We start from the raw sequence: 18,430 nt of genomic DNA on the forward strand, positions 1-18,430 counted from the left end.
TGATCCTCTACTGGTCGAGCAGCCAGTTGAGGATCAGGGGGAGCGCGTGGAGCGCGTCGAAGTGCGCGGCGGCCGGTTCTAGTACGGCCGTCGCGCCGGGGATGCGCGCCGCGAGCCAGCGGGAGTGGCCCACCGGCGAGAAGACGTCCTTCTCGCCGTGCCAGAGCATCACCGGGCCCTTGATGTCCGCCGGGTCGAAGCCCCACGGGCTGCGGAAGGCGAGCGCGTCGTCGATCCAGCCGTAGGCGGACGTACGCAGCGCCTCCTGGTAGTTGCGCAGCAGCATGTTCCGGACACCGGCGTCGGCCACCACCATCCGGTCGGAGTCGGTCAGCTCCCGGCGCAGATCGTCGAGCAGCCGGATCGGGTCCTTCCTGATCTCCGCGCCGCGCAGGATGAACCGCTCGGTGAGCCCGGCCGGGTCGACGGACGCGGCGGTGTACTCCAGGACGTTCGATGCGGCCATGCCCTCGAACCAGTCGAGACCGTCTGCGTCCTGCGGCGCGAGCGTGACCAGTGCGGCGGTACGGGTGACCCGCTCCGGCAGCAGCGCCGCACAGGCCAGCGCGTGCGGCGCGCCGCCCGAGCGGCCCACCACGGCGAACTGCTCGAGGCCCAGCTCGTCGGCGATCGTCCGCACGTCCTCGGCCACATCGGCGACACTGCGCCCGGCGAGCCGGTCCGAACCGCCGTAACCGGGACGGTCGTACGCGATCAGCTGGGTACGGCGCTGGTAGAGCACCATGCCGCGGGGCGCAGGTCCCAGCCGGCTGCCGGGTGTGCCGTGCAGCAGAAAGACCGGCCTCCCGCGCGGATCTCCCAGCCGCTCCACCATCAGATGCCGCCCGTCCGCCGCGCGCACCCGACGTCGCACCCGCGCCCCCTTTGTCGTCCGTGCCCTGTCCAGGCATGGTGAGCCTTGGCATTCCCCGACTGTTTGATGATTACCCATCAGGGCACCTGACCGGGACTCCCTTTGTCGTCATTCCAGGGCTACCGTCGAAGAGGCTCGTACACGCGGGTCCACATCGCACCCCAGGGGGCCGTGATGGTCGAGGCACTGGTGACGGCCGGCGCGGCCGTCCTGTCCGCGGGAGTCGTCTATGTGATGGCGGCGGCCCGGGTCGTCAAGCAGTACGAGAGGGGCGTGGTCTTCCGGCTCGGAAGGCTCAGGACCTCGGTGCGCGGCCCGGGCTTCACGATGATAGTCCCTTTCGTGGACCGGCTCAGTAAAGTCAATATGCAGATCGTGACCATGCCGGTGCCCGCCCAGGACGGCATCACCCGGGACAACGTGACGGTCCGTGTGGACGCGGTGATCTACTTCAAGGTCGTGGACGCCGCCGATGCGTTGGTGCAGGTGGAGGACTACCGTTTCGCGGTCTCGCAGATGGCGCAGACGTCGCTGCGGTCGATCATCGGCAAGAGCGATTTGGACGATCTGCTGTCCAATCGCGAAAAGCTCAATCAGGGCCTGGAGTTGATGATCGACAGTCCGGCGATCGGCTGGGGTGTACAGATCGACCGGGTGGAGATCAAGGACGTCTCGCTGCCGGAGACCATGAAGCGGTCGATGGCGCGGCAGGCGGAGGCGGACCGGGAGCGGCGGGCCCGTGTGATCAACGCGGACGCGGAGCTCCAGGCGTCGAAGAAGCTGGCCGAGGCGGCCGGCGTGATGTCCAAGGAGCCCGCGGCACTTCAACTGCGGCTGCTCCAGACGGTGGTGGCCGTCGCGGCGGAGAAGAACTCCACGCTGGTGCTGCCCTTCCCGGTGGAGCTGCTCCGCTTCCTGGAGCGTGCTCAGATGCCGCAGCCGCAGCCGCAGCCGCAGCCGCTGCCGCCTTCGGATTCCGGACCGGCGGAGTCGAAAACAGGACCAGCAGAGTCGAGAACAGGACAGGACTAGTCCTTACACGCTGCCCATGGGGCGATTGCACGCGGTGTTCGCAAAATGGAATGACCAGTGTGGACGTTTGCTGTGAAGACGTTGTGAACGCCCGGGCGTTGTCGTGTGCCCGTCCTGAAGTCGACCTTGTGTGCTACCGATTGGTATCGGAATAGTGGGCGACCCATCCTCCGTGTCCCGGCACCCCACTTGTCAGGACACGGCCCCCACAGGAGGTCGAAGTTGAAGCACCGACGCATACCCAAGAGGAAAGCGGCGATCGCCGGCGGCGCGGTCGCCGCTCTGGTCGCCGCGGGCGTCACTTTCCAGAGTGCGAACGCCAGTGACAACACTGAGCAGTTCGCCGCAAAGTCGCTGTCGGTGGCAGCGGCCGGAAACCTTGCCACCACGCTGACCCAGGACCTGGGCGCGGACGCGGCGGGCACGTACTACGACGCCGACGCCAAGGCCCTCGTGGTGAACGTCGTCGACGAGGCCGCCGCCGAGTCCGTGCGCAAGGCGGGCGGCAAGGCCAGAATCGTTGAGAACACCCTCGCGGAGCTGACCGGCGCCCGGCAGACCCTCACGGTCAAGGCGACCATCCCGGGCACCGCCTGGGCCGTCGACCCGGTCACCAACAAGGTCGTCGTCACCGCCGACCGTACGGTCAAGGGCGAGGCGCTGACCAAGCTCACCCAGGTGGTCAAGAGCCTCGGCGCCAAGGTCGAACTGAAGAAGTCCGCCGGAGAGTTCAAGAAGTTCATCGCGGGCGGCGACGCGATCCACTCGGGCGGCGGACGCTGTTCGCTCGGCTTCAACGTGGTCAAGGACGGCGAGCCGCACTTCATCACCGCCGGACACTGCGGCCAGGCCGGCAGCGAGTGGTCCGACTCCGCGGGCGGCGCGCCGATCGGCGAGATGGTCGAGTCGCAGTTCCCGGAGAACGACTTCGCGCTCGTCAAGTACACCGGCAGCACCGAGCACCCGAGCGAGGTCAACCTCTACAACGGCAGCTCGCAGGCGATCACCCAGGCGGGCGAGGCGACCGTCGGCATGCAGGTGCAGCGCAGTGGCTCCACCACGCAGCTGCACGACGGTGAGGTCACCGCACTCGACGCCACCGTGAACTACGGCAACGGCGACATCGTCAACGGTCTCATCCAGACCACCGTCTGCGCCGAGCCCGGCGACAGCGGCGGCTCGCTCTTCGCGGGCGACACCGCGATCGGCCTGACCTCGGGCGGCAGTGGCGACTGCTCCTCGGGCGGCGAGACCTTCTTCCAGCCGGTTCCGGAGGCGCTTTCGGTCTTCGGCGCGGAAATCGGCTGACGCCTGTTTGCAGCAGGGGCGCGGGGTGCAGGCATCCCGCGCCCCGGAACTCCGGTACGGCCCGCCGATCGGCGGGCCGTACCGCGTTATGCGCTACGGGTGTTGCGCGTCATGCTTGCGCAGGGTCTGGCGGGCCGACCAGAGGACGGACACCAGCGGTACGGCCACCACCGCGCCCACGATCCCCGCCGCGATCGTGCCGCCGATGACCGAGAGCGCGACCACCACCGGGTGCAGTTGGACGGCCCAGCTCATCACCATCGGGTGCAGCAGATGCCCCTCGATCTGGCCGATGATCACGATCAGCGCGACGACGAGCGCCGCGGTGAGCAGCCCCTTGGACGCCAGCGCCACCACCGCCGCGATGGGCGAGCCGATCAGCGGGATGAAGGCGGCGAAGAACTCGAGCAGCGCCAGAGGTACGGCCAGCGGCACGCCGAGAGCCCACAGCGCCAGCCCGACCAGTACGGCATTGGTGGCCGCCACCAGCACGATGCCGTGCGTGTACCCGGTGAACGTCCGCCAGCCCGCCTGACCCGCCAGCGCCACCCGGTCCCGCACCGACGCCGGCAACTGCGCGCAGAACCAGCCCCACTGCCGGTCGCCCGCGTGCAGGAAGAAGACCGAGCAGAACAGCGCGAGCGCCAGCACCGTCAGCACCTCCACCAGTCGGCGGCTGCCGCTGAGGGCGGTACTGATCAGCGTGGACCGGTGTTCGGACAGGAATCGCCCGATCCGTGACTGGAGGTCCGTGAGCGCGTCCGGGTTCAGCCGGAACGGCGGCCGCTCCAGCCAGCGCTCGATCCTGTCGATGCCGGTCGTGAACTCCCGCTGCAGCACGGCACGTTCACCGGCGATGGTCTCGCCGACGAGGGCCAGGATGCCGAGGACGAGGGCCATGCTGCAGAGCAGCGACAGGGCGACGGCGAGCGGCCGCGGCAGCCGGCGGGCCAGCAGATCGGCCACGGGCCGGAGCATCGCCGTGATGACGAGGCCGAGGAAGACGGCCACGCCGATTTCGTGAAAGCGCCCGAGGATCGAGAAGACGGCGTACACGACACCGCCGATGACCAGGAGCCGCCAGGCGTACGCGGCGGCGGTCCGCAGCGCGGGCGAGATGTGCGGCTCGCCGCCGGCCTCGACCCCGATGGCGGTGCGGGGGTCGGCGCCGCCCGGCCCGCGCGTGGCGCGCCGTGCGGCCCGGATACGCAGCCGCCGCGGCAGACCCGTACCGCCGGACGACGGTTGGCCGTGTGCCCGGCCGGACTCGCGCTCCGGGCCGGTCCCGTGCTGCGGCTCGCCGCCGTCTCGCGGATCGGATGGTCCGGGCATCGGCCCCGCCTCAGCCGGCCGCGGCCGTGCTGCGGCTCGCCATGGCCGTCCTGCCCGGCTCCGAGTCGGTCGTGCCGCCCGCGCGGAGCTTCCCGCAGGCCAGTGTGACCGCCGCCCCCGCCACGGCCCAGGCCGCGAGCACCAGCATCGGGCCGTTGGCGCCGTTGCCCTTGAAGTACACGATGGAGCGGGCCGCGAACGTGCCCGCGCCCGGTGGCAGCGCCGGGCCGATCACCTGCCAGAACGTTGGCAGCAGCGGATACGGATACGCGCCGCCCGCGCTCGGGTTGCCGAGGACGACCACCAGCAGGATCGCGAGCCCGATGCCGACGACGCCCGCGAGGCCCTGGAAGGCGAGCGTGATCGCTCCGACCGCGAAGACCACCAGCGTGCCGAGGCCCCACAGGGCCGGCAGGCTGCCGGGCAGCGCGTCCAGGACCGGGCCCGCGATCACCGCGCCGAGCAGCCCGGCGGCGATCGAGTACAGCAGCAGCACGCCGAGCCGGATCAGGGCGCGCGACGCGTTGGCGGGCCGTGCGCCCGCGCTGATGGCGAGGCTCGCCGCGCACAGATAGCCGCCCACGCACCAGCCGACGACCAGGTAGAACCCGGAGAGCCCGCGGGCGTCGCCCGGGGCACCGGGGACCATGTCCACCACGTTCACGGTGCGCCGCTGCGCCTTCTGCGTCACCGCGACGGCCTCGGTGAGGGCCTGGGTGAGCGAGGCGCCCGAGGCGCTCGCGACGAGCAGCCGGTCGGCGGTGCCGCGCGGGTCGACCATCAGCACTCCGTCGACGTCGCGGTTCATGAGCTGCTTCCGCGCCGAGGCCTCGTCCATGACGGCGCGCGGATCGAACGGACTGCCGGGCAGCGTGGAGAGCTGGTACAGGGCCTCGTCGATGTGCTGTGCGGAGGGAGAGGTGACGGCCAGCGGGATCTCGTTCGGCTTCGGTTTGTGGAAGGCGCCGAGGTACGAGGTGATGAAGGCGAGCTGGAGCGCCAGCACCCCGATGACCAGGACCGCGGCTCGCACGCTCACCGCGTCTTTGAGCTCCCCGAAGAGACCTCCGTGAGGGCCTTCGCGAGGGCCGTCCGATGTCCGCGTCATGGCCCCACGCTCGGTGTCTGCGGGTGTTCGCGCAGGCGGGGCGGGGCCGAATGGCGGATGCGGGCGCGCAAGGAGGGGCTCACCGAGCGGCGGCGCCTTCGACCGCGGCCCATGCCGCGGACGACGGCACCACACGAACGGGTAGCGAGCAGGATCAATAAGCGCAACGCGCGGGGTGCCGAGCGTTGTTGAGGACTGCGTGCGGTGGGTTCGGGCAGGTACGGATACGGGTGGTTGTCGGGCGGTCGGCGTACCGGACGGTCAGGGCCCATCGCGCGTTGTGGAGGGGCAACCTCCCTTGAGATGCCTGGCTTCTACTCGGCACACCTGGCCGACCTGTGCGAGGGCTCCTTCCCGGAGGCCTTCGGCTCGGACGCACGGGCCGCGGATGCGATGCTGGAGCAGCTCCACAACCGGCCGACGTGGCGGGTGTTCACAGTGCCGCCCGCTGGTGGGTGGCTTCGTTGTGATCAAGCAGCCTCGGCGGCATCGTGATCGGCCAAGGGGAGGGCCTGCTCGGCCCAGATCGTCTTGCCCCGGGCGGCGTATCGGGTGCCCCAGCGGCGAGTGAGCTGGGCGATGAGGAAGAGACCCCGGCCGCCCTCGTCGGTCTCGTACGCATGGCGCAGATGCGGGGCGGTGCTACTGCCGTCGGTGACCTCGCAGATGAGGGTGAGGTCGCGGACAAGGCGCAGATGGATGGGGCCGCTGGCATAGCGGATGGCGTTGGTGACCAGCTCGCTGACAATCAGTTCGGTGATGGGCTCCAACTCTTCCAGGCTCCAGTCGGCGAGTTGCCGACGGGCCAACGTGCGGGCGGTGGTGACGACCGCCGGGTCGTTCGGCAGGGTCCAGGCCGCCACCTGGTCATCGCCGAGACCTTTGGTGCGCGCCAGCAGCAACGTGATGTTGTCCTCCCCGCTGTCCTGGTGTGCGCGGACCACGGCGTCACAGGTGTCTTCCATGGGCCGGTGGGGGTTAACCAGGATCTGCCGCAGGCCGGCCGGCACCGTCTGCGGGTCCCCGCCTTGGACAAGGCTGCTGGTGGACAGGACGATGGCGCTTCCCACCGGTAGTTCCACTTCGCCGGTCTCGTAGGGCGGACGACCGCTGCCCAGCGGTGGGCCGAACGGGACGTCGGGCAATTCCACCTTGCCTTGGGGCTTGATGATCACAGGTGCCAAGCCGCCGGCCCGGGCGAAGGCGCAGCGTCGAGAGATCGGGTCGTAGACCGCGTACACACAGGTGGCCCCTGCCAGAGACGTCCCTGCCGAGGTGCCGTCGGGAGGTTGGGCATCGGCCTGGCCGGTCACCAGGTCGTTCAGCTGGGCGAGCAGTTCGTCGGGGGCCAGGTCCTGTGCGGCAAGGGTGTTGATGGCGCTGCGCAGCCGGCCCATTTCCGCCGCTGCCTGCATGCTCTGCCCGACCAGCTGCCCCACCACGAGCGCCACCCGCGCGCCGGGGAGCGGGATGACATCGAACCAGTCCCCGACGTTACCGGAGGGCTCGTGGCGCCAGGCCACCTCCACCGCGTTCTGGGCCGGGACGCGTTGCGGCAGCAGGCTGCGCTGCAGGGTGAGCGCGGCGCTGTGCTCGCGCGTGTACTGCCGCGCATTGTCGATGCACACGGCCGCCCGGGCGGCGAGTTCGGTGGCGAGGGCGAGATCGTCCTCCTCGAACGGATCGGTGGTCCTCGTCCGGTAGAAGCTGGCGATGCCGAGCATCACACCGCGGGCGGTGAGTGGTACGACCATCATGGAATGCGTGCCGGCCCTGCGCACGGTTTCGGTTCGATGAGGCTCAAGGGCGGACCACTCGCGGTCGGCCTTCAGGTCACGCAGCAGGCGGGGCTGCAGGTCTGCCAGGCACGCGGTGAAGAACGGCGGGTAGGTCGGGACCAGCTCGTCCGGAGCGTACGCCGGCTGAACGTCCAGCCCCTCGGCAGCGTGGAAGGCGGCGCGCCGCACGGGCGCCTCGGCGCTCACCGGCCCGGGCGGGAACGCCTCACCGTGGAACACGTCCTCCAAGACGTCCACCGCCACGATGTCGGCAAGAGCCGGCACGGAGACCACGGCCAGCTCCTCGGCCGTCGTCATCACGTCCAGCGTCGTACCGATCCGGGTGCCCGCCTCCACCAGCAGGGCCAGGCCCATCTGTGCCCGGTGCCGCTCGGACACGTCCTCCGAAGTAATGCACACCCCGAGAACGCTTCCGTTCTCATCCTTTAGCGGCAGGAGTGTCACCGAGTACATGTGATCGTGATCAGGATCGGCCGGGGGACGGCCCATGTGTTCGAAGTCGGTCACCGGCTCACCGGTCTCCAGCACCGACCGGATCGCCTGCTCCGCAGCGTCATCCACCACGCCCGGTGCCACATCACGAGCGAGGCGACCGATGGCCTCCTCACCCACTGCACCGTGGGCTCCCGGCGCGGCGAGGTTCAGCCGGACGACCCGCAGCTCGCGGTCGAGGACCTGCACACCGAGTGGGGATTCGGTCAGCAGCGCTCTCAGCAGTGCCGTATCGAGCTCCTGCTCATCGGTGCCGTCCGCGGCTCTCAGGACGACTGACCAGCGCACGGTGCCGTCGTGCACGAGGAGGCGCACCTGTGCGCGGACATCGAGGAGGTGCCCGTCCCGATGTCGGGCGGCCAACCGTTCACCAGGGCCCGGCGTCTCCTCCGTGAGGCTTGCGGAGGCCGACCGCTCCCCGGCGGACAGCAGTGACGTCACGGGGCGGCCCAGGGCCTCGTCCGCCGGATAACCGAGCAGCTCCTGTGCCTCCGCACTCCACTCGGCGACGGCACCCTGCTCGTCCAGCACAACCCGGGCACCACGTGTCGCGGACCGCCGTCGGGGCTCAGAGGGGCCCGGTCGCGCGTTCATGTCGACTCCTCCAGGCTCCTTCCCCTCGCCGTCCGAGGCGGCGAGGTCAACAGGCCCATTTCACCGCAGACGGCGATCAGGCGCCGCTCAGGACAGCCGATCATGTCCACTGCCAGTGTCGGCAGCCGGCGGGTGCCGCCCTGCGTACCTCGGCGAGTACGCCCGCATCCCTGGACGGACGACCTCGGCCCGCTTCGCCACCGTGCGAGCAACAGTTCAGCGGCCCACACAGACCCTCTGCGCCTGCCCTCACCGGAGCGGTCCTAACTGTCCCCCGAGGGCTCCACCCGTGAACCAGCGCCCTGCATCTTCCGTGCCCCGGCCTGGTCGCGGACAGCGTCGAACATAGAGGGAAGGGTGGGGCCGGACGCCAACTCGTTCATCATCCGATGCAACGCCTTGCGGTCGGCGGCACTCAGGTCGGCCAGGACGTCCGAATCGAGACTATTGAGCCTTCGATTGGCGCCGGCAAGGACCTCGCGGCCGTCGTCCGTGCTCCGCACCACGTACCGGCGCCGGTCGCGGGCATCCCTCTCCCGTACGGCGTATCCAGCCCGTTCCAGGTCGTCCAGACTGGTGACCATGGTGGCCGGGTCGATGCGCAGGAACGTGCCGAGTGCCAGCTGTGACATGGGGCCGTTGTCGGCCAACGCCTGCAACACGCTGTAGTGGCGCACCCGCAGCCCGAGATTGCCGAGGCCGTCCTCGGCAATCCGGAATGCCACCTGCCCGATCTTGGTCAACAGGCAGATCGTGTGCTCGGCCACAGTCCCGGGGACCAGCGGCGCCTCGGACATCGTTCACCCCACCCATAATTAGCTGTGCATACGATGTGGTGCATCGTACGGGGAACGCAGTCTCGCGTCGCGTGGTGCGCCCGGCCGGCGAGCGGGCGTATAACGATGTCCCGGGGGCGACCAGACCGAGACGACGGCTGGACATACGCGGTCTGACCGGCCCGCAGGAACCACGTCGTTCACCAGTGACGTGCCATAGCGATGCTGCCGCCTGTTCAGCCGATGACGTCGCGGCCGAAGATCTGGCGGGCGATGACCCACTTCTGGATTTCGTTGGTCCCTTCGTAGATCTCACCGATCTTGCTGTCCCGGTAGATCGCCTCGACGGGACCGGGGCTGCCGTCGGCGCCCAGTTCGCGCGCGAAGCCGAGACCGCCGAAAGCCTGGACCGCGTCGCGCGCCATGTCCACCGACAGCTTGGTGGCGTAGTACTTCGCCATCGCGGCCTCGGGCTCCGGAGACGGGTTGCCGGCATCCAGGCGCAGGGCGGCCTTGGTGTAGAGGTTGCGGGCGTTCTCGATCTCGGTGGCCCGTTCGGCAAGCAGGAACTGCCAGTGCTGGTTGGCGGCCACCGGCTTGCCGAAGGCGTGTCGCGTCGACAGGTGGGCCACGGTGAGGTCGAAGGCGACCTGTGCCATGCCGACTCCGGCGGCCGCGATGCCGATCCTGCCGTAGGTCAGAGTGGACAGCGCGTGGCGCAGTCCTTGTCCTTCGGCGCCACCGAGGAGATCGTCGTCGGACAGGTGCACATTCGTGAACCGGATGTCCGCGGTGAGCTGGCCGCGGTTGCCCATCTTGCGGTCGGCGAGGCCGACTTCCACGCCCGGAAGTGCCGTGTCGACGATGAACATGCTCAGCCGCGTGCCGGTCCGGGCGAGAACCACCACGAACCCGGCGACCGGAGCGTTGGAGATCCACCTCTTGTGGCCGTTCAGCACCCAGCCGGCCTCGGTACGTATGGCCTCGGTCTGAACCGCCTGCGGAGACAGGTCGCTGGAAGCATCCGGCTCGGTGGTGGCGAACGCGCCGACCAGCGATCCGTCGACCACCTTGGGCAGCCAGCGCTTGCGCTGTGCTTCGGTGCCCTGGTTGAGCGCGTTGCCCGCCAGGATGCAGTGCACGTCGAAAACGGCCGCGACGCTGCTGGAGTAGTAGGCCAGTTCTTCGATGGCCACAGCGGTGGCGGTCGCCGGATGGATCAGCCCGTCGCCGCCGACCTCGCCGGGGAAGGGGATCCGGAAGATCCCTGCCGACGCAAGCGCGTCGAACACCTGCCGGGGGAAACCGTCCGTGCGCTCGTCGCCTCCCGCGATCGCCGCGGCGTGCGGAGCCACTTCGTGCTCCGCGATCCGGCGCACGGCGGCACGAACGGACTGCGTCTCTTTGGGGGCGAGGAGCTCGTGGTGGAGCCGGTCGCTCTGGCGTGTGGGAGTGGAAGTCATGCCTGGACCGTATCATTGGCACTGCATATCATTAGCTCTGCCAATTGATTTTGGAGGTTCGACCATGACACAGACGCTGGTCGGCAGGACCATCTTGATGTCGGGAGGCAGTCGCGGCATCGGACTCGCCATCGCCCTGCGTGCGGCCCGCGACGGTGCGAACGTGGTGATGCTCGCCAAGACCGCGGAGCCGCACCCGAAGCTCGAAGGCACGGTGTACACGGCGGTCGAAGAGGTTGAGCGCGCGGGCGGCAAGGGACTGGCCGTCGTCGGCGACGTCCGCAACGAGGAGGATGTGCGCACCGCCGTCGACGGGGCGGCCAGGGCCTTCGGCGGCATCGACATCGTGGTGAACAACGCCAGCGCGATCGACCTGTCGTCGTCGGAGCAGCTGGAGATGAAGCGGTACGACCTGATGCAGGACATCAACACGCGTGGCACGTTCCTGCTGAGCAAGACCGCGATCCCGCACCTGCGCGAGGCGGACAACCCACACATCCTCACGCTCTCCCCGCCGTTGAACCTCGCGCCGTACTGGGTGGGGAAGCATCTCGGTTACACGCTGTCGAAGTACGGCATGAGCCTGTGCACCATCGGGCTCGCCGAGGAACTCGCCGCCGACGGCATCGCCGCCAACTCCCTGTGGCCGCGGACCCTGATCGACACGGCCGCCGTACGCAACGTGGTCGGCGGTGCCGGGCGAGCCCGCAGTCCGCAGATCATGGCCGACGCCGCGTACGCCATCCTCACCCGCAACGCCCGGGCGTGCACCGGCAACCTGTACATCGACGACGAGGTGCTGGCCGCCGAGGGCGTCACCGACCTGTCCGTCTACACCCCCGACGACTTCAGCGGCGAGCTCGCACTCGACATCTTCCTCGACCCGGCCTGATCGCCAGTCAGCTCGGTGGGGCGTTCCGTGATGCGGCGAACAGGACGGTCCCATCTGCCCGCAGCATGGGCCGGCGCACCGTGCGGTGTGCCGGCCTCGCCGTCGCATGACCGAGCCCGCTTTCCGCCGTCGGTGTCGACGGCAGAAGGCGGCCTCCCAAGGGGTGGGCTCAGCCCGCGGTCTCCGCGTCCGTCACGCTCGCCGGCACCTCGACACTGCGCCTGAGGATCTTGCCGGTGGACGTCTTGGGCAGCTCGGCGACCATCCACACGTGCCGCGGGTACTTGTATGCCGCTGCCTGGGCCTTGATGTGCTCGCGCAGTTCCTCGGGGGTGGCCGTGGCGCCGTCCTTGAGCGCGACCGCGGCGCAGATCTCCTCACCGAGCTCGGGGTGCGGGACGCCGACGACAGCGGCCTCGCGCACCGCCGGGTGGGCGTAGAGCAGTTCCTCGATCTCGCGCGGGTAGACGTTGTAGCCGCCGCGGATGATCAGGTCCTTCTTGCGGTCGACGATGAAGTAGTAGCCGTCCTCGTCGACCCGGGCCAGGTCACCGGAGCGGAACCAGCCGTCGGCGTCGATCGCTTCGGCGGTGGCCTCCGGCCGTTGCCAGTAGGCCTTCATGACGTTGTGGCCGCGGATGGCGATCTCGCCGACGCCGTCCGAGACGTCCAGCAGCGTCATCTCCACCCCGTCGATCGGCTGGCCGATCGACCCCGGCTTGCGCACCCGGTCGGCGTGGTTGAACGAGGCCACCGGCGAGGTCTCCGACAGCCCGTAGCCTTCCACGATGATGCAGCCGAACTCGGCCTCGAAGGCATGCAGCACCTCCACCGGCAACGCTGAGCCGCCCGAGACGCACAGCCGCAGGCTGTCCACATCGAACTTCGCCCGCTCCGGGTGGCTCAGCAGCGCGACGTACATCGTGGGAACGCCCTGGAAGATGCTGACCCGATGGTGGTGGATCGTCTCGAGCACCGCGTGCGCGTCGAAGCGGGGCACCAGTGCGAGGCAGGCGCCGGCAGTCACCGAGGCGCTCAGACCGCAGGTCTGGCCGAACGCGTGGAACAGCGGCAGCGCGCCGAGCACGACGTCGCCGGCCGTGAGCGAGAACAGGTCGACCGAGATCTCGGTGTTGCGGATCAGGTTGGAGTGGGTCAGCTCGGCGCCCTTGGGCGTGCCGGTGGTCCCCGAGGTGTAGAGGATGACGGCGGTGTCCGACGGGTCGCGCTCGACGATGCCGGCCTGTGGAGTGGTGGCGGCGAGGAGGGTCTCGAACTCGCCCGGCGTCACCAGCAGGCACTCGGTGCCGGCGGTGGCCGCCCCGGCCAGGGCGTCCTCGGCGAACCCGTGCCAGGCCACCACCAGCGTGGCCTGAGAGTCGCTCAGGTGGTACGCCACCTCACGGGGCTTGAGCAGCACGTTCATCGGCACCACCACGGCGCCGGCGCGCAGGATGCCGTAGTACACCGCGGCGAACTGCGGCACGTTGGGCAGCATGCAGCCGACCCGGTCACCGGGCTGCACGCCCCGTTCGCGCAGCAGCCCCGCCATGCGGGCACTGGCTTCGTCGAGCTCCGCATAGGTCAGCACTGTCTCGCCGAGGCGGATCGCGGGGGCGTCGCCGTCGCGTGTCGCCGAGGCGCCCAGGCTGTCTGCAAGGTTGGTCATGACCAGGTCTCCCTGTCGTTCGGGATGGAAATGGAAGTGGTGTGGAGGCTCAGTTCGCTGCGGGGGCGACAGTGGCTGCGGTGCGCAGCTCGTACGGGGCGGGATCGAAGCGACGGGTCGCGCGACGGTACTTCCAGGTCTCGGCGGGCCAGTTGAGCGAAGCCACGCCGTCGGCGCCCTGGTAGAAGCTCTCGCAGCCACCGACCGACCAGACCGTGCCCGCCAGCCGCGCCGTGTGCTGCTCGACGTAGGCGCGCTGCTCCTCGACGCGGACCTCCACGCTGGTGATGCCGCGTGCGCGCATCAGGCGCAGCGCGTCCATCGCGTACGCCACCTGGCACTCCTCCTGGAACACATGGGAGTTGTGGCCGGTCGCGCTGCCCGCGCCGCCGAGGCGGAACAGGTTCGGGAAATTGGTCACGGTGACGCCGAGGTAGGTGTGCGGGCTGCCGTTCCAGCACTCGGCCAGGGTTCGGCCGTCGCGTCCGCGGAGGTGCTCCGCGATCGGTGGGTCGGTGACATGGAACCCGGTGCCGAAGACGATCACATCGGCGGGGTGCTCGCGGCCGTCGGTGGTGACCACCGAGTGCGCCCGCACCTCGCGGACGCCGGCGCTGACCACGTCGACATTGGGCGCCGACAGGGCCGGATACCAGTCATTGGAGATCAGGATGCGCTTGCAGCCCAGCTCCCAGTCCGGGGTCAGCCGCTCACGCAGTGCCGGGTCGGCCACCTGTCGGCGCATGTGCAGCAGGACGGCCTTGGTCGCGATCCGCCGCACCCGCGGCGACACCATGATCTTCCACGTCACCAGCTCACGCATCCAGTACTGCCGGTGGCGTATCAGCCGCTGCAGCCACGGCGCGGCTGCGTAGAGCCGTCGCTCGAAGCTGGCCGTCGCACGGTCCATCCGCGGAGTGATCCACGGCGCCGTCCGCTGCACCACCGTCATCCGCCCGACGGTCGGCTGGATCGCGGGGACGAACTGGATCGCCGATGCGCCCGTACCGATGACCACCACTTTGCGGCCGGTCAGGTCGAGGTCGTGGTTCCAGCGGGCCGAGTGGAACACCTCACCGGCGAAACCGTCCAGGCCCGGCAGTTGCGGGGTCGAGGGGTCGGCGATGGGGCCGCTGCCGTCGATGAGCACGTCGGCGGTGAGCGGTCCGGTGCTGGTCTCGATCCGCCAGCGCTGCGCGGCGTCGTCCCAGGCTGCCCCCAGCAGGCTGCAGCCGAAGCGGATGTGGGGGAGAAGCCCGTGCTCGCGGGCGACCCTGCGCAGGTAGTCGCGGATCTCGGACTGCTGGGAGAAGGCGCGGGTCCAGGTTGGGTTGGGCGCGAAGGACAGCGAGTACAGGTTCGACGGGATGTCGCAGGCGCAGCCCGGGTAGCTGTTGTCCCGCCATACGCCGCCCACCTCCTGCTCGCGCTCCAGGACGGCGAAGTCCTCACCCTGGCGTTTGAGCGCATGGGCCGCGGCCAGCCCACCGAACCCGGCCCCGACAACCACGACGCGGAGGTGTTGCGGCTCGAACTCAGCGTTCATGTGTGGAGCTCCTCTAGAAAAGCTAACGTGAGTCGCGTTACGCTCCCACCCATGTCAGAAGTCGTCAAGAGCCCAGAACCCGAGGAATCGCCCAGTGCCGGGCGGGACCAGGACCAGCCCGTTCGCAGCCGCCGTCGACAGCCGGTCCAGGCCCGCAGCCGCGAGACCGTCGAACGGATCCTCGACGCCGCGGCCGTCCTCCTTGAGGAGGGCGGCGTCGAGGCCGTCACCACCCGTGCCATCGCCAAGCGCGCCGGCATCACCGCGCCGTCGCTCTACCGCTTCTTCGTCGACCGTGAGCAGATCCTCGACGCGCTGATGGAACAGCACCTTGAGCGGCTCGGCGCCTTCCTCGCCAAGGACGAGGCAGGCTGGACGCCCTCGTCACTGACGGAGCTCGTCGAGCGCACACTCGACTCGTTTGCCGCCTACTTCCAGGTCAACCACAACGCCGCCAGGCTGTGGCTGGACGGGCGGGTCTCGCCGACGGTGCGGGCGGCGGTGCTGCGCGACCACCGCCGCACCGCCGAGCATCTGCACGGCTTGGCCGTCGAGGCCGGCCTGGTTGCCCCGCAGACCGATCTGCTCGTCTTCGTGATGGCGGTCGAGCTCGGCGACCGGACCCTGGACCTGGCCTTCCGGGAGCGCCGCGATCCCGACCCCGACGTGATGCGCCAAGGCCGGATCGCCCTCACTGCCTACCTGGAGGCCGCGCTGCGGCAGTAGGCCCCACCGCCCAAGGCAGACGCCGGGCGAGGCAGGCATCGCGCCATCGGCACCACCGGACTCCGGCAGCGCCGGTCACCGGACACGCGTGGCCGGCGTCGTCACCGAGGCATGGGCGCGATCACCGAACTGGCCACCTCGGCGCCCGGATACAACACAATCCGGCCCAACTGAGCCCAGGCGCTCGACCGATCAGGTCCGCACCGCCCATGTCGGCGCCAGGCCCGTCCACTCCGCGCAGACGAGACGGTCAGGCCCGCAACCTGGGTGTGCCAGGGCACGCCTCAAAAGCCCAAGCGTGTGTGCTCGGCGATTCCACGCGGCGCACCGCCGCCCTGCACAGCGTGCGCCACGACCGTGGCCCCCGAACTCCCCGCCCCCACCGCAAACCGACAAGGAACCCACACCATGGACGAGATCACCTTCACCAGTGGCAACCACCAATGCTCCGCCTGGCATCTCCCGGCGACCAGCGACGGGTTCGCCGGCGCAGGCGGACGGCCGTGCGTCGTCATGGCGCCGGGCTTCGGCGGCACCCGTGACGACGGCCTGCTGGGCTACGCCAAGGGCTTCGCCGCCGCCGGAATCGACGCCCTGCTCTTCGACTACCGCGGGTTCGGCGCCTCCGGCGGATCGCCCCGCCAGCTGGTGTCCGTGCGGCGCCAGCGCCAGGACTACCACGCCGCGCTCGCAGCCGCCCGCCGCCTGCCGGGCGTCGACCCCGACCGCATCGTGCTCTGGGGTGTTTCCTACGCCGGCGGCCACGTGCTCGCGGTCACCGCCCAGGACAAGCGCGTCGCCGCGACGATCTCCGTGACGCCGGCGATGGACGGCATCGCGGTGCTGGCGCAGCTCGCCCGCAACGGCGGCCTGGGCTACTTGGTCCGCGCGACCGTCAACGGACTGCGCGACGCGTCCAGGGCGCTCACCGGCCGCAGACCACACCTCGTTCCGATGATCGGCGAGCCGGGCTCGAACGCGATCATCCCCCGGCAGGGCGGACTGGAGGAGTACCGCACCCTCGCAGGCCCGACGTGGCGCAACGAGATCGGTGCGCGCGCGGCGCTCGAGGCGGGGTTCAACCGGCCGATCAGCTCCGCCTCACGGGTCACCTGTCCGTGGCTCGTTCAGGTCGGGATCAACGACACCATCGCCCCGCCCCACACCGGCCGCCGCGCTGTCACGAAGGCGGGCGCCCGCGCCGAGCTTCGGGAATATCCCTGGGACCACCTGGACGTCTATGTCGGCCCCGGCCAGGAGAAGGCCCTGGCCGACCAGCTCGACTTCCTGCGCCGCGCCCTCTGAGGGGCGCCGAAGAGACCGGCGAGTTCCGTGGCTCCAAGCCGTACTACGCCACCAGAACCCGACCGCCATCGACATACGACAAGAAGAGACCGCCGAGTCTCCATACGCAAGCAGCGCCCTCGCGCACGGCCGACGCGGACACGTACGAACAGACGAGTTGCAGCCGACCAGCCCGGTATCCCCACCCGGCCCTGTCACCCGGCGCGTCCCCCCGGACCGCGTTCCCCACCGGAAACCGGAGTCACCCATGAACGTCAAAGACCTGGACAACCGTGTCGTCCTCATCACCGGCGCCGGCAGCGGCATCGGCCGCACCACGGCGCTGCTCGCCGCACGGCGCGGCGCCACGCTCGTCCTCTGCGACCGCAACGAAGCCGGCCTGAACGAGACCGCGGCGGCTGCCCGCACCCTCGGCAGCAAGGTGTTCGCGCAAACCGTCGATGTGACCGACCCCGCGGCGATGGACGCCTTCGCCGACGCCGTGCACGCCCAGTACGACGCGGTCGACCTGCTCATCAACAATGCCGGCATCGGCGTCCTGGCCGGGTTCATGGAAACCAAGCCCGAGGACTGGGACCGGCAGATGGCGGTCAACATCAAGGGAGTCGTGCACGGCTGCGAGCGCTTCGTCCCGCGCATGATCGAGCGCGGCACCGGAGGGCAGGTCGTCAACGTGGCGTCGGCCGCCGGGTACAGCGCAACCCCGGTCATGTCCGCGTACTCCGCCACCAAGTTCGCGGTGTTGGGCCTCACCCTGAACCTGCGCCTCGAGCTGCGCCCGCACAAGATCGGCGTGACCGCCATCTGCCCTGGTCTCATCAACACCGCGATCACGCGCACCAGCATCGTCCGCGGGGCCGACGCCGACGCGCATGCCGCCCGGGTTCAGAGCATGTACGAACGTCGCGGCTACTCGCCCGAGCGCGCCGCGGTGGCCATTCTGCATGCGGCGGGACGCAACCGCGCGATCGCGCCGATCGGGCCCGACGCCCGCGCCCTGTACGTGATCAACCGCCTCTCGCCTGCTGCCGGCCGCTGGGTCGCGGCCCGGACGACCAGCCTGTTCGACTGATCACGACGAACGCGACGCCGAATTTTGGCGATTTTCAGCTCGAGATCCATAAGCGCGGTCTGTCGGGTGTGCGGGAGAAGCTGCCGCTCACCTACGCGGAGCTCGAGGCCCGCGCGCACGCTGCCCTCCCGCCGGACATCGTGTCCTATGTCGCGGGCGGGGCCGGCGACGAGTACACCCAGGACGCCAACGTCACCGCCTTCGACCGCTGGGGCCTCATCCCGCGGACGCTGAGCGGCCCCGCTCAGCGCGACCTCTCGATCGACCTCTTCGGGATGTCGCTGCCGACATCGCTCCTGCTCGCTCCGGTCGGGTCATCGGGACGTCGCCGCGCACTCCCGGGTTCTTCCAGCTCTACACCCCCAAGGACCGCAAGGTCGCGGAGTGGTTCGTCTCACGTGCCGAGGCGGCCGGCTTCAAGGGCATTGGCTCTGTACGCGAC

The 18,430-nt window shown here is 69.8% G+C and carries 14 protein-coding genes and 1 pseudogene; 7 read left to right on the forward strand and 8 right to left on the reverse strand.

Annotation, left to right across the window (positions count from 1 at the left end; all coding sequences use genetic code 11):
* Nucleotides 1-7: 7 nt before the first annotated feature.
* Entirely contained in the window at nt 8-874 is an 867-nt protein-coding gene (locus ACH4YL_RS16170; protein ID WP_398507963.1) for an alpha/beta fold hydrolase, read from the reverse strand.
* A 174-nt stretch (nt 875-1,048) separates the two neighbouring features.
* Here ACH4YL_RS16170 and ACH4YL_RS16175 point away from each other — a divergent pair, with 174 nt between their 5' ends.
* Nucleotides 1,049-1,906 carry a slipin family protein gene (locus ACH4YL_RS16175; protein ID WP_398507964.1) on the forward strand — a complete coding sequence of 286 codons (858 nt, stop codon included), beginning with the start codon at nt 1,049-1,051 and terminating at the stop codon, nt 1,904-1,906.
* 222 nt (nt 1,907-2,128) lie between these two features.
* Nucleotides 2,129-3,214 (forward strand): S1 family peptidase, encoded by a 1,086-nt coding sequence (locus tag ACH4YL_RS16180; RefSeq protein WP_398507965.1) that lies wholly within the window; start codon nt 2,129-2,131, stop codon nt 3,212-3,214.
* Between the two features lie 93 nt (nt 3,215-3,307).
* On the opposite strand, the gene ACH4YL_RS16185 is transcribed toward ACH4YL_RS16180, so the two are convergent.
* The 5 genes from ACH4YL_RS16185 to ACH4YL_RS16205 all read right to left on the reverse strand — a co-directional run bounded on the left by ACH4YL_RS16185 (nt 3,308) and on the right by ACH4YL_RS16205 (nt 10,778).
* Nucleotides 3,308-4,546, reverse strand: a complete 1,239-nt coding sequence (locus ACH4YL_RS16185) for an AI-2E family transporter (protein WP_398507966.1) — start codon at nt 4,544-4,546, stop codon at nt 3,308-3,310.
* Between the two features lie 10 nt (nt 4,547-4,556).
* On the reverse strand, nt 4,557-5,654 hold the full coding sequence (locus ACH4YL_RS16190; protein WP_398507967.1) for a DUF3533 domain-containing protein: 1,098 nt from the start codon (nt 5,652-5,654) through the stop codon (nt 4,557-4,559).
* Between the two features lie 470 nt (nt 5,655-6,124).
* Nucleotides 6,125-8,539: a SpoIIE family protein phosphatase gene (locus ACH4YL_RS16195; RefSeq protein ID WP_398507968.1), complete on the reverse strand. Its 2,415-nt coding sequence runs from the start codon at nt 8,537-8,539 to the stop codon at nt 6,125-6,127.
* 263 nt (nt 8,540-8,802) lie between these two features.
* Nucleotides 8,803-9,336, reverse strand: coding sequence for a MarR family winged helix-turn-helix transcriptional regulator (locus ACH4YL_RS16200; protein ID WP_398507969.1), 534 nt, complete (start codon nt 9,334-9,336; stop codon nt 8,803-8,805).
* Nucleotides 9,337-9,551: 215 nt separating this feature from the next.
* The gene (locus tag ACH4YL_RS16205) at nt 9,552-10,778 is read right to left on the reverse strand and encodes an acyl-CoA dehydrogenase family protein (RefSeq protein WP_398507970.1); all 1,227 of its coding nucleotides are present in this window, start codon (nt 10,776-10,778) and stop codon (nt 9,552-9,554) included.
* A gap of 64 nt (nt 10,779-10,842) precedes the next feature.
* Between ACH4YL_RS16205 and ACH4YL_RS16210 the strand changes: the two genes are divergently transcribed.
* Entirely contained in the window at nt 10,843-11,670 is an 828-nt protein-coding gene (locus ACH4YL_RS16210) for an SDR family oxidoreductase (protein ID WP_398507971.1), read from the forward strand.
* Nucleotides 11,671-11,839: 169 nt separating this feature from the next.
* On the opposite strand, the gene ACH4YL_RS16215 is transcribed toward ACH4YL_RS16210, so the two are convergent.
* Together ACH4YL_RS16215 and ACH4YL_RS16220 are read right to left on the reverse strand one after the other, a co-directional pair.
* On the reverse strand, nt 11,840-13,339 hold the full coding sequence (locus ACH4YL_RS16215; RefSeq protein ID WP_398507972.1) for a long-chain fatty acid--CoA ligase: 1,500 nt from the start codon (nt 13,337-13,339) through the stop codon (nt 11,840-11,842).
* 49 nt (nt 13,340-13,388) lie between these two features.
* Nucleotides 13,389-14,885 carry a flavin-containing monooxygenase gene (locus ACH4YL_RS16220; protein WP_398507973.1) on the reverse strand — a complete coding sequence of 499 codons (1,497 nt, stop codon included), beginning with the start codon at nt 14,883-14,885 and terminating at the stop codon, nt 13,389-13,391.
* A 51-nt stretch (nt 14,886-14,936) separates the two neighbouring features.
* Here ACH4YL_RS16220 and ACH4YL_RS16225 point away from each other — a divergent pair, with 51 nt between their 5' ends.
* From ACH4YL_RS16225 to ACH4YL_RS16240, 4 genes and pseudogenes are all read left to right on the forward strand, one after another.
* Entirely contained in the window at nt 14,937-15,611 is a 675-nt protein-coding gene (locus tag ACH4YL_RS16225) for a TetR/AcrR family transcriptional regulator (protein ID WP_398507974.1), read from the forward strand.
* Between the two features lie 408 nt (nt 15,612-16,019).
* Nucleotides 16,020-16,916, forward strand: a complete 897-nt coding sequence (locus ACH4YL_RS16230; protein WP_398507975.1) for an alpha/beta hydrolase — start codon at nt 16,020-16,022, stop codon at nt 16,914-16,916.
* A gap of 247 nt (nt 16,917-17,163) precedes the next feature.
* Entirely contained in the window at nt 17,164-17,988 is an 825-nt protein-coding gene (locus tag ACH4YL_RS16235) for an SDR family NAD(P)-dependent oxidoreductase (RefSeq protein WP_398507976.1), read from the forward strand.
* A pseudogene (locus ACH4YL_RS16240) lies at nt 17,988-18,415 on the forward strand (alpha-hydroxy-acid oxidizing protein); the annotation flags it as partial. The gene ACH4YL_RS16235 and the pseudogene ACH4YL_RS16240, both read left to right, overlap by 1 nt.
* Nucleotides 18,416-18,430: the final 15 nt, after the last annotated feature.

It is taken from the genome of Streptomyces sp. NPDC020681 (assembly GCF_044334895.1).
Lineage (GTDB): Bacteria > Actinomycetota > Actinomycetes > Streptomycetales > Streptomycetaceae > Streptomyces.